Genomic DNA, 12066 nt, shown 5'->3' with positions numbered 1-12066 from the left:
GACGTCTTTGCGTACTCGACGAATCTTTCGGCAAAGCCCTCGGTGGTCCATTTGCCAGCCTGCGTTCGGTCACCTCTCAGCCCCGTGACTCTCTGTGCGTGCACAACTGGTTTGATCTCCACCTCATCGGTTTTTAATTACAGTTTAATTTAATTGGCCTTAGTCTAGCCGGCCAAGCCCTACATGTCAAGTTTTTTTGTTCAATTTGATAGAAGGACTGCTGGAGCACGGGGATGCATTCAGCATACTCGCCAGTGAGTCTTGTTCGCTACGATTGACGAAATGCACTGAACCATCCTGAAAAGGCCCATATTTTAGCGCTGGCCTTGGCGAGTAAGCAAAACTGGAAGCTTGAAGATACAGCTTGAAATCATTTGCTGAGTTGCGCGACTGACGAAAAGGGCAGTACTCAGAGCGACAACTTATAATCGGTATTAAATTTTGTCTTTACCTAATACTCAGGTTTTGATAAATATACTGAACCATAATGTCCAAGAAGAACGTGATACAAATACGAGAGCTCATATCGATACCGTGTATTGATTGGCGCTCATAGGGCACATAGAAGCTTAAATCACTATGATGATGAAGCGGGTTGTTGTTGAGCCCAGTGATAGTAATGATTTTACAGTGCTGCTCTTTGAATGACGTAAGGCATTCTGAGAGGACATCCGTTTCACCAGACAGCGACACAATAAAGACCAAGAAGGTATCGTCTAAGGATCGGGATAACGTTAAGGCATTGTCCCGGTCTTTTGAGACAAGGCAGACCTTATTGAGAACCTCCAGTCGCCGCGTGAAGGAAGATAAACTACTGTTAGAGAGCCCGAGTGCAACGAAAGCAATTTTGTTGTAGGTGGCAACGAGGTCAGCCGCTTCAACGAAATATGCTTCGCGGTTGATGTCTAGCGTTTGTCGAAGGTTACCAATAATGTTCTCGCCGATATCGTAGTAGCCATCGGGCCCGATGGCTGCGGTGGGCGTCATTTTGTTGGGATGTTCGGAAAGGTCGGCGGAAATGTCAAATTTGAGCTCGCTAAAACCGCTATATTGCAACTTTTTGGCAAAGCGAACAAGTGCATTTGGCGACATATAGAGATCGTTAGCAATCGTACCAATTCGTTTGCTGGGAATCTGGTTATAGTGCTCGGTTATATAGGCGAGTATCTTTTCTTCGGAAGGGCTGAGCTTTTGAATGTGTTTAGCGACGCGCTGATTGAACATAGATGCCTCCGAGATCGTAGTAAGAATCCTTTTGTGTAATTATACACCGAATGTGTTTGAGTTTCGAATGCGGTTCCATTGCCAGAGTTAGTGAAGGCGCTTTACCCGGTTCTGTTCATCCTATACCATTATGTTCGTAAAGGAGGGAATAAATATGAAAGAAGCAATTCAGAAGTTTGGTAAATCCTTGCTCCTGCCGATCTCAACGATAGCGGCAGCCGGGATTTTTCTTGGTTTAGCCGCTGCATTACAGAATCCGTCAATTGTTGGCGCTGGTTTTGCGAATGCCCATAATGTACAGGTCTTCATTGGATTTATTCGTGCGTTGGCCAACCTGATCTTTGGCAATCTACCAATATTCTTCGCCTTGTCCGTAACCGTGGGGCTTGCAAAAGAGGAGAAGTCAACCGCAGCATTTGCAGCAATTATCGGGTTTCTAGTCTTTCACCTAACGCTGAGCTACATTTTGGCACAGAATGGCATCACGGCCTTATCGACCTCAATCGAGGCGCTCACAAAGGGCGGTATGAGCGTTGTTGATGCAACGATTGAAAACGCGAAGTATGAGACGGTTCTTGGATTCTACACGCTTAGAATGAACGTCTTCGGTGGGATCATCGTTGGGCTTGTTGTTGGCGCTTTGCATAACCGATTCTACAAAATCAAGTTACCGAGTGCCATTAACTTTTATGGGGGCAAGCGATTTATCCCGCTGATTACGATTGTGACGATCCCACTCGTTGCGGTTGTATCGTACTTCATCTGGCCGCTCTTCAATCAGCTGATCAGTCTTATCGGGATGAGTATTTCAAAGTCCGGTGCATTTGGCCCGTTCATCTATGGGACGGCTAACCGACTCTTAATTCCAACAGGGCTCCATCACATTTTGAATCAGTTAGTCCGCTTCACGCCAATTGGTGGAACAGCTGTTGTTGGCGGTGATACTGTCAGTGGTGCGCTGAATATCTTCAATGCAGCGATTGGCTCATCACAGCACGTTTCAAATTCTGTTTTCCAACTTGGTGCGAAGTATATTGGCCAAGGGCAGACATTGATTGCGGTCTTTGGACTTCCAGCCGCTGCGCTAGCCATGATTAAGATGGCTCGTCCAACTGAAAAGAAGCGGGTTAAGGCAATGATGTTCGGTGGGATGTCCGCCGCTCTGCTGACCGGGATTACTGAGCCGATCGAATTTGCTTTCATGTTTGTTTCCCCAATTTTGTTTGGGTTTCATGCACTGATGGGGGGCTTAGGTTACTTCCTATTATCTCTCCTCGGGACGAGTGTTGGTGGCGTTCAAGCGGGGCTTATCGACTTTACGATCTTTGGTATTTTCCGTGGTGCGCAAAGTAAGTGGTATCTGGTTGTTCTGGTCGGATTGATTTTCTCCGTTATTTACTACTTTGGGTTTATGTATCTCATCAAGCGGTTCAACATCGCAACACCAGGTCGTGAAGTTGTTGAAGAAGGTGTGGAATCTTCTGTCACCAAGGATAACGCAATCGGTGGTACTGGATCGGCGATGGCGCAGACCATTGTTGCGGCATTGGGTGGCGCAACTAACATTGATAGTGTGACGAATTGTATGACGCGGTTACGCGTAACGGTTAAAGACATGACCAAGGTTCAAGATCAGGTGCTTAAGCAGACCGGGGCCAGTGGGCTTGTAAAACCGTCAGAACATAATGTTCAGGTTGTGTATGGATTGCAAGTCGATCAGATTGCAACGGACGTTAAGGACTATCTGAAGACAGTTTAAGTGATGCAGTATGTGGAGGTAAGAAGAGTGAAACAACAAGTAGTGACGATTGCAGGCGGTGGGAGTTCTTACACACCAGGGATTATTCAAGCGATTCTTGATAATCAGAACGATTTCGCAGTTAGCGAATTTCGACTTTACGACATAGATGCCCAGCGCAACGATGACATGTATACGATCATCAAATGGATGCTGAACAAGCAGCGCTTCAACATTGGGCTGACGCAGACTAATGACCCTGAGGTCGCCTTTACAGGTGCGGACTTCGTCTTTTCGCAGATTCGGGTTGGCGGCATTGAAATGCGTAAGGTTGACGAGAAGGTTCCGCTCAAGTATGGCTTGGTTGGGCAAGAGACATGTGGACTTGGGGGCTTTTCTTACGGTCTTCGTACTATTGGACCGATGATCGAGTTAGTTGGATTCGTGCAAAGATACGCGCCGGACGCGTGGATTCTCAATTACACGAATCCGGAATCGATCGTTGCCGAGACAATTCGCCGCACGTATCCGAAGGCGAAAATGCTGAATGCTTGTGATATGACGATTTCCATTGAAACAACCCTGTGTGAGAACTATGGGTATGATCGTAAAAACTGGATTCAAACCTACTATGGCCTGAATCACTTTGGCTGGTATAAATCTATCTTTGACACGTCTTTAGGGCGCGATGTAATGCCGGAAATTCTTGACAAGCTCAAGGCCGCGCCGCTTAAGGAGCCAGAGTTCCATCGTGGCGATAAGTTTTGGGCAGAAGCCTATGCGATGATGAGTACAATTGTGACGGACTTTCCGGACAACATTCCGAATAATTACCTGGAGTATTACCTGTATCCGGATGCTGTCGTTGAACAGTCTGATATTGAATTTACGCGAGCGGATGCTGTGGAACTGGGGCGTGAGAAGGAAATCAAGGAAACCGCGCAGCGAATTCGTGAAACTGGGCGCAATGGTGAGCTAAACCATGACTTCGGCGCGCACGGGCAATACATCGTGGACATGGCCGTGTCTATTCTAAACAACCTCCACCGTCGATTTATGCTGATTTTCCCTAACATGGGCGCTATCCCAAACCTTCGCCAGGATGCGGTGGTAGAAGTGCCAGCATATGTCGGGGCAACAGGCGCAGAGCCAATTTCATTACGGCAGCCAATTCCGGATATGCATAAGGGGATGATGGAAGCACAGGTTGCCGCCGAGAAGTTGCTAGTGGATGCGTACTTCGATCACTCATATCAGAAAGCGCTAGAAGCATTTACACTGAACCAAACCTTTACTTCTGCACGCAAAGCTAAGCAGGTTCTGGACGCGCTTATTGAAGCAAATGGTGATTACTGGCCAGAATTGCGTTAGGAGGTTTGCGAGAATGAAATTGATTATCAATGGAGATGATTTTGGATACGATCGCGGAATTAATCTTGGTATTATCGATGCGTTCCGAATGGGTGTCTTAACCTCAACTACTTTAATGGTGACGATGCCAGGAACTGAAGATGCCGTAAAATTAAAGGAACAGTATCCTGATTTGGGTGTCGGGTTGCATCTCAACCTCAGTTTGGGGCGGCCGATGACCACAGGAAAGACGCTGGTGAGCGCAAGCGGCGATATGATTAAGCCACGGCAACTCCCAGCAGATCATCATTATGATTTGAATGAACTGCGGGAAGAAGTACATGCACAATATCAGCGGTACTTAGACTTAGTCGGCGAGAAACCTGATCATATCGATTCACATCTGTTCTCTACGGATGAGGTGCCAGAGATTAAACAGGCTGCAATTGAGTTAGCGGAAGAAGTCGATTTGCCGCTACGCCATCATCGGATCGGGAAATATTCACCCGTCACGTTTATCAGTCACCATACCTACGATTTGGCACCGGATTTGGACTATATCTACGATCGCTTTGAAGATATTACGCAGAGCGAGTACGTTGAAATTATGACGCATCCGGGCTACGTCGATCAGTACTTATTGGATCACTCCTCATATAATACCCAGCGCGCAGGCGAACTCGATTTTCTGACGGGTCAGACGTTCGGCGATTTTCTGCGGGATCAGAATGTCGACCTTATCACTTATGGTCAGGTTCCGAAGTTATAGGCAGCCTTATGGAAGTTAAGTCAGTTCTAATTGCGATTGATTCTTTTAAAGGTAGCTTGTCCTCATTAGAAGCCGGAAACGCAGTTGCTGCAGGAATAACTCAAGTGGCGAAGGAAGTTCAGACCACCGTTGTTGCAATCGCTGATGGCGGCGAAGGGACACTGGAAGCTTTGAAGGTGAACCTTGGCGGCGAGCTCGTTGCATGTGTCTCGCTGAACCCATTGATGCAACCCCAGAATACACGGTACTTGATAACTGATTTTCTGGAACTTCGTACAGCAGTGATTGAAGTTGCACAGGTGGTTGGCCTACCGGCAATGCAAAAAAAGGGATTAAGTACATTCTTAGCATCGACCGATGGTATTGGCATTCTCATAAGAGATGCGGTAAACCGAGGTGTTCAGCAGATCATCCTGACCTTAGGGGGATCGGCTACCACGGATGGTGGTCTGGGGCTCCTGAGGGCGCTAGGGGCTAATATCTATGATCACGCTGGTAAGGAGATTGTGAAGGGCAATCCACTCATCGACGTTTGCAAGATAGACCTAACGCGGGCACGTCAACTGTTGCGTCATGTACGCTTGATTGGCGCGTATGACGTTAATGCGACATATGCGGGTGAACGCGGTGCAGCGGTCACATTTGGCGCACAAAAAGGGCTGGATAAGGTGCAAATTAGCCGGCTAGATAAGCAACTTAGACAAGTTGCGGAGATGGAGAACTTGGATAAAGTGCCAGGACTTGGCGCCGCGGGAGGCATTGGCGGAGCAATTTATATGTTGGGTGGCAAAATGTGCAATGGGTTCAACTTGGTAAGTCAATCTTGCCGGATGAAATCTCGACTCGCTGAGGCAAGCTTGGTCATTACCGGTGAAGGTAGTCTAGACGGCCAGTCGGTGATGGGAAAGGTGCCCTATGGAATTGCAAGAGAGGCTGAGATACAGCATGTACCTGTCGTTGCCTTATGTGGTCGACGGGATCGTGATCTTGGTGAACTTGAGCAGCACATGATCGCTGCATTTTCAATCCAGCAAGAGCCGCTGTGCTTGGAAGAGGCAATGCAGCCGAGCAAAGCAGCCCAAGGGCTATCAACGACTGCCGCTCAAGTCATAAAAATCATTCAGAGATAGGAGGTGGAACAGATGTTTTTTACAAAGAAGGCGGTGAAGCTCTTTGCACCAGCAACCGGTGAGCTAAAGCCGATCACTGAGGTGCCAGATGAAGTTTTCTCGACTAAGATGATGGGCGATGGCTTCGCGGTTGAGCCGGTTTCTGGGGAGATTGTGTCACCCGTAGCCGGAACGATCACAACAGTGTTTCCGACGATGCATGCAATTGGTCTGACAACAAAGCAGGGCCTGGAGGTTATTCTTCATATTGGCATTGATACCGTTGAGCTAAACGGTCACGGTTTTAAAGTTGTTGTAACTAATGGCGAGTCAGTTATAGCTGGCCAACTAGTGGCCAGCGTTGATCTGGACGTACTGACTGGGGCAGGAAAACAGTCGGATGTGATTGTTGCAATTACGAATCTTGATGACCGGGCATTAAGCTATACGACAAAAACGGTTCAAGCAGGTCAAGAAATTGGGCAGGTTGTAGGATGACGCCATTTTGGCGACCACTTAAGCTGTGGGAGTTGCACAAACACATGTGAATCAAGAATTGTTTCGGCGATAACTGAGATCTACGTCGACTGCTATTCAGGTATCGTTTGAACATTTTTAGGGAGTTCTTCCACGGAAGGGCTCTTTTTATCAGTGGGTCTACAGATTTGATTGGTTGACGTGTGAAACCGCGCTCGCATAAAGTTAGATTAAGGCTAACGCTGATTTGATAATAAGGTGAAAGGTGGCAGTTTCAATGACTGACCAACCCATTCCACGCATCGACACGGTGCAGATGCTGCCGAATCTGTTTTTGCGGGTGACGTTTGAAGACGGCCAGACGCGCTATGTGCGCAGCGCCGTGAACGAGCAGATGGCCGTTGGCGTGTCGCGGCAGGTGTCGAAGAAAACCTGGGGTGGCATGATGCAGGTGAGCCCGGCGAATTACGTTGGGGCTAACGCCATCGCCATCCGCGATGATAACACGTTTTCGGTCAATCACACCGACTACGACGGCGACGACTTGTACCGTCGGGGCCGGCGCTCGTATATGGCCTGAGCAGCGAAAGAAAAGCGGTTTTCCGAAGGTGGGAAGCCGCTTTTTGCGTGGCTTGGCACAGCTAGAGTGGAGATAAGTCGAAATTTGTGGTCAATCCTGATACAGATAGCGTTTATCCGGCATGACAGAGGCAAATATGCTATCATGTTTCTGATATGCATTGACGGAAAGAAGGGGTCCCATGACACCGGCTATCGCAGTTTCGCACCTGAATTTTCATTATCCAGACGCAGACCATCCCGCGTTGCAGGACGTCTCCTTTGAGGTGGGCGCCGGCGAGTGGGTCGCCATCATCGGACACAATGGTAGCGGCAAGTCGACGCTGGCCAAGAACCTGAACGGACTGTTGGCGCCGGACTCGGGCGTGGTTGACATCGCGGGCATGACGCTGGCAGAAGAAACCGTCTGGGCCATTCGCGCTAAGGTGGGCATCGTGTTTCAGAATCCGGACAACCAGTTCGTTGGCGCCACCGTGGCTGATGATGTCGCGTTCGGCCTGGAAAACCGTGGCATTCCGCGCGCGGAAATGCTCGTGCGCGTGCAAGAAGCGCTGGAAGCCGTTGAGATGAGCGATTTCGCCTCGCGTGAACCCGCCCGGCTGTCCGGCGGCCAAAAACAGCGCGTCGCCATTGCCGGCATCATCGCGCAGCGTCCAGACATCATCATCCTGGACGAGGCGACCTCGATGCTCGACCCGGCTGGGCGCACAGAGATCATTCGCTTGATCCAGCAGTTGCGCGCCACCACGCAGCTGACGGTGCTGTCCATCACGCATGATATCGACGAGGCGGCCAAGGCCGACCGCGTCATTCTGCTGAACGATGGGCAGATCAAAACCACCGGCACCCCAGCCGAGATTTTTGCCTACGGACCGGAGTTGCTGGCGTTGGGGCTCGATGTGCCGTACCCCGAAAAACTCAAGGCGGCGCTGACCGCCCGCGGCGTAGCCATGCCGCAGACCTATCTTGATGAGGAAGGCTTGGTAGCGTACCTATGGACATTACATTCGACCATGTGAGTTTCACATACCAGGCCGGCACGCCGTTTGAAGGCGACGGCCTCAAGGATGTGTCGGCAACGATCAAAGACGGCAGCTACACGGCCATTATCGGCCACACCGGGAGCGGCAAGTCGACGTTGTTGCAGCACCTGAACGCGCTCTTAAAACCGACTGCGGGCACCGTGTCGATCGGCGATTTTCAGATCACCAGCGAGACGTCCAACAAGAACCTGAAGCCGCTGCGGCAAAAGGTCGGCATGGTTTTCCAGTTTGCGGAAAACCAGCTGTTTGAGCAAACCGTGGCCAAGGACATCGCTTTTGGCCCCAAGAACTTTGGGGTGCCCGAGGATGAGGCCCTGGCCTTGGCCAAGCGCATGGTTGAGCTGGTGGGGCTGCCGCAGTCGGTGCTGGAACAGTCCCCGTTTGACCTGTCCGGCGGGCAGATGCGCCGCGTGGCGATCGCCGGGGTGCTGGCGATGCAGCCGGAGGTGCTGGTGCTCGACGAACCCACGGCGGGGTTGGACCCGGCCGGGCGCGCGGAGATGATGGCGATGTTTGCCAAGCTCCATGACACCGAGCACCTGACCATCGTGCTGGTGACGCACCAGATGGATGACGTGGCCGATTACGCCGACCATGTGCTGGTGATGGCGCAAGGCGCGCTGATCAAGCAGGGCACGCCGCGCGAGGTGTTCGCGGACACCGACTGGCTGCGCGCCAACTCGCTGGGGCTGCCCAAAACCGCGGCGATGGCGGAACGACTGGCGCAGCGCGGCTTTCACTTTGACCCGCTACCGCTGACGGCAGAAGAGCTGGCGACCCAGCTTCTTCCGCAGATTGGAGGGGGCGCGCATGAATAAGCTGCTGCTCGGGCGCTACCTGCCTGGGGACTCCTGGCTGCACAAATTGGATCCCCGCACGAAGCTGATGGCGAGCTTTTACTACATCGCCATCATTTTCCTCGCCAACAACTGGCAGTCGTACCTGATGATGTTCGTCGCCACGATGATCATGGTCGCCGCGTCAAAAATTCGCCTCGGCTTCTTCATGCGCGGCGTGCGGCCGATGCTTTGGCTCATCCTGTTCACCGTTGCCTTGCAGGTGTTCTTCACCAAGGGCGGGGCAGTGTACTGGTCCTGGGGCTGGCTGGCCATCACGCAGTACGGGCTGACCAACGGGGCGTTCATCTTCATGCGCTTCGTGCTGATCATCTTCGTTTCAACGCTGCTCACGCTGACCACGCCGCCGTTGGCCTTGGCCGATGCGGTGGAGTCGCTGCTGCACCCACTGCGCAAAATTGGTGTGCCGGTCACGGAACTCGCGTTGGTGCTTCAGATCGCGCTACGCTTTGTGCCGACGCTGATGGACCAAACCACCAAGATCATGAACGCGCAGCGCGCCCGCGGCGTGGACTTCGGCAGTGGGAACCTGTTCCAACAGATGAAGGCCGTGGTGCCGCTGTTGATCCCGCTGTTCGTGGATTCGTTTGGGATCGCGGAGGACCTCGCCACGGCGATGGACGCGCGCGGTTACCAAGGCGGCGATGGGCGCACCAAGTACCGCATCCTGCAGTACCATCCACGTGACGTCTATGCCGGCGGCTGGATGGTGATTTTGACCCTCGGGCTCGTGTTCCTGCGCGCCTAGTTCGAGACCAGGATGAGACAAAATTAAAAACTGCCTGTGGCCGTACGACGATTCCAGAACAGTACAAGCCAAAATGTGACACCCGTGCCGTATAAGCGAGATGACCTGTCAAACCTAAGTTCGGGTTTTACAGGCCATCTCGCTTATACGCTGGGCTAAAACCGTATTTTGTCTTAGCCTCGTTTATTTGAAAAAAGGAAGGCCCCATGACCCACTACAAACTGACCCTCGCCTATGATGGCACCAACTTTGCCGGTTACCAAGTGCAGCCGCACCAGCGCACCGTGCAAGGCGTGTTGCAAAAAGCGCTCGGCAAAATGGCCAAGGTGCCCGCTATTCACGTGGATGGCTCCGGGCGGACCGACTCCGGCGTGCACGCGCTGGGCCAAGTCATCTCCTTCGACTACCCGGGGATGATCCCTGAAGAATCCATGCTGCGGGCGATGAATTCGCTGATGCCGCTGGACATTGAGATCCTCAAGGCGGAGATCGTGCCGGCGGATTTTCACGCGCGCTACTCCGCGCACGGGAAGCGGTACCTGTACCGCGTGGCGCGCGGGCGCTTCACGAACCCGTTCAACCGCCTGTACACCGGCCACTACCCGTACCCACTGGACCTTGACCTCATCCGCGCGGCGCTGCCGGATGTGATGGGCACGCACGACTTCACCAGCTTCGCGGCTAGCGGTGGGGTGATCGAAAACAAGGTGCGCACCATCTATGAGGCCACGGTGCGCGAGGACCCCGCGACGAACGAAGTGATTTTTGAATTCTACGGCAACGGCTTTCTCTACAACATGGTGCGCATCCTGGTCGCCACGCTGCTGGAGATCGGCAGCCGGCGCCGGCCGGTGCACGACTTCCTGCGGCTGTATACGGTCAAAGACCGCCAGCAGGCCCGCGGCACCGCGCCGGCTTCAGGGTTATACCTCAAGGAAGTGGACTATGACTAAACGGCGAGGATTGATCGTGCTGGGGCTGTGTCTGATCGGGGCAAACTTGCGCCTGCCGATCACGATGATGCCACCGCTATTGAGCGCCTTGGCCCAAAGCGGGCGCCTGTCGCAAAGCGCGGCGGGGTGGCTGACCAGCATTCCCTTGGTGATGTTCGCCTGCGCCTCGCCGTTTCTCGGCCGCCTTGGCACCCGGTTTGGGAACGCACGGGTGTTGCTGGCCGCGACGATCATGCTGGTTGCCGGTAGCTACCTGCGCCTGCTGCCGAGTTCAGTGGCGCTGCTCGGGGGGACCGTGTTGATCGGGCTGGGCATTGCCAATGGCAACGTGCTGCTACCTGCGCTGATTAAAGATGAGTTCCCGCAGCGGATCGCGCTGATGACGACCCTGTACACGACCATGATGGGGTTGGTGGCCAGCCTTGGCACCGGCACGGCCGGCCTGTTGGCGCAGGCGGGGGGCCCGAATCTGGCGATGGGCGGATTGGGCCTGTTCAGCATTGCGGCTGCTGGCTGCTGGCTGTTCGCCTTACCGCAGATGAAAACGCACCACGCGATGACACGGACGCAGGCGCCAAAGATCGGGCGCCAATCGATGGCCTGGCTGGTGATGCTGTTTTTTGGGCTTCAGTCGATCCTGTATTACTCGCTATTGACCTGGTTGCCCACATTTTGGCAAACCGGCGGCTTTTCAACTGTCAACGCCGGCACCTTGGCGACGTGCTTTCAGCTTGCGGGCCTGCCGATGAGCCTGATCACCCCCAGTCTTGCGGAGCGGCGACACGGGTTAGCGATGATCGTGGGGCTGGTGTTCGGCGGCTTTGCTCTCGGGTTGGTGGGCCTGCTTTTGGGCCCGTCGAGCTTTGGCCTGAACGTGTTGTTGGCGGTGTTGATGGGCGTGGCCAGTGGCGCAGCGTTTTCAGTGTGCATCGTCTTTTTTCAAAAAAAGGCGGACACCGTGGCAGCCACGGCCGCCCTTTCTGGTATGGCGCAGGCTGGCGGCTACTGGCTGGCGGCCATGGGGCCGGTCAGCTGTGGCCTCATGGTGGCCCACATCGGCTGGCTCGGGTTAGTTTGGGTGTGGTTGGGCCTGAGCTTCGTGCTTGGCGGGTGCGGTTGGGCCATTCTGCACGGGCGGATGATCACCACACGAAAATAATGCGTGAAAGCTGCTGAGCTAAATTGACTTACTGCGCTATTTTTGGTATGTTAGTAGCTG

At 53.0% G+C, this 12066-nt stretch carries 12 protein-coding genes; 11 read left to right on the top strand and 1 reads right to left on the bottom strand.

All coding sequences use genetic code 11. From position 1 onward, the window contains the following. Positions 1 to 447 precede the first annotated feature (447 nt). Complete coding sequence (locus EKM88_RS10610; protein ID WP_125706010.1) at positions 448 to 1224, bottom strand: MurR/RpiR family transcriptional regulator; 777 nt, start codon at positions 1222 to 1224, stop codon at positions 448 to 450. Between the two features lie 154 nt (positions 1225 to 1378). On the opposite strand from EKM88_RS10610, the gene EKM88_RS10605 reads away from it, so the two are divergent. The 11 genes from EKM88_RS10605 (at position 1379) to EKM88_RS10555 (ending at position 12006) form a co-directional block, all read left to right on the top strand. After that, positions 1379 to 2983, top strand: coding sequence for a PTS transporter subunit EIIC (locus EKM88_RS10605; protein ID WP_125706008.1), 1605 nt, complete (start codon positions 1379 to 1381; stop codon positions 2981 to 2983). A 27-nt stretch (positions 2984 to 3010) separates the two neighbouring features. Further along, on the top strand, positions 3011 to 4333 hold the full coding sequence (locus tag EKM88_RS10600) for a family 4 glycosyl hydrolase (protein ID WP_164512083.1): 1323 nt from the start codon (positions 3011 to 3013) through the stop codon (positions 4331 to 4333). A gap of 13 nt (positions 4334 to 4346) precedes the next feature. Further along, positions 4347 to 5081, top strand: coding sequence for a ChbG/HpnK family deacetylase (locus EKM88_RS10595; protein ID WP_125706006.1), 735 nt, complete (start codon positions 4347 to 4349; stop codon positions 5079 to 5081). Between the two features lie 8 nt (positions 5082 to 5089). After that, positions 5090 to 6211 (top strand): glycerate kinase family protein, encoded by a 1122-nt coding sequence (locus tag EKM88_RS10590; RefSeq protein WP_125706003.1) that lies wholly within the window; start codon positions 5090 to 5092, stop codon positions 6209 to 6211. A 12-nt stretch (positions 6212 to 6223) separates the two neighbouring features. Then, the gene (locus tag EKM88_RS10585) at positions 6224 to 6688 is read left to right on the top strand and encodes a PTS sugar transporter subunit IIA (RefSeq protein WP_125706001.1); all 465 of its coding nucleotides are present in this window, start codon (positions 6224 to 6226) and stop codon (positions 6686 to 6688) included. Between the two features lie 256 nt (positions 6689 to 6944). Further along, positions 6945 to 7247 (top strand): hypothetical protein, encoded by a 303-nt coding sequence (locus tag EKM88_RS10580; RefSeq protein WP_125705999.1) that lies wholly within the window; start codon positions 6945 to 6947, stop codon positions 7245 to 7247. A gap of 181 nt (positions 7248 to 7428) precedes the next feature. Continuing rightward, positions 7429 to 8265: an energy-coupling factor ABC transporter ATP-binding protein gene (locus tag EKM88_RS10575; RefSeq protein WP_125705997.1), complete on the top strand. Its 837-nt coding sequence runs from the start codon at positions 7429 to 7431 to the stop codon at positions 8263 to 8265. Continuing rightward, entirely contained in the window at positions 8241 to 9107 is an 867-nt protein-coding gene (locus tag EKM88_RS10570) for an energy-coupling factor ABC transporter ATP-binding protein (protein ID WP_125705995.1), read from the top strand. Before EKM88_RS10575 ends, EKM88_RS10570 begins: the two co-directional genes overlap by 25 nt. Then, positions 9100 to 9894 (top strand): energy-coupling factor transporter transmembrane component T family protein, encoded by a 795-nt coding sequence (locus EKM88_RS10565; RefSeq protein WP_125705993.1) that lies wholly within the window; start codon positions 9100 to 9102, stop codon positions 9892 to 9894. The genes EKM88_RS10570 and EKM88_RS10565 overlap by 8 nt, the downstream gene beginning before the upstream one ends. Before the next feature lie 206 nt (positions 9895 to 10100). Beyond that, positions 10101 to 10847, top strand: a complete 747-nt coding sequence (truA, locus tag EKM88_RS10560) for a tRNA pseudouridine(38-40) synthase TruA (RefSeq protein ID WP_125705991.1) — start codon at positions 10101 to 10103, stop codon at positions 10845 to 10847. After that, entirely contained in the window at positions 10840 to 12006 is a 1167-nt protein-coding gene (locus tag EKM88_RS10555) for an MFS transporter (RefSeq protein WP_125705989.1), read from the top strand. Before truA ends, EKM88_RS10555 begins: the two co-directional genes overlap by 8 nt. The last annotated feature ends 60 nt before the right edge of the window (positions 12007 to 12066 follow it).

This window comes from Lacticaseibacillus daqingensis (genome assembly GCF_003946115.1).
GTDB classification, from domain to species: domain Bacteria; phylum Bacillota; class Bacilli; order Lactobacillales; family Lactobacillaceae; genus Lacticaseibacillus; species Lacticaseibacillus daqingensis.
This window is presented reverse-complemented; position numbering and strand designations above follow the sequence as displayed.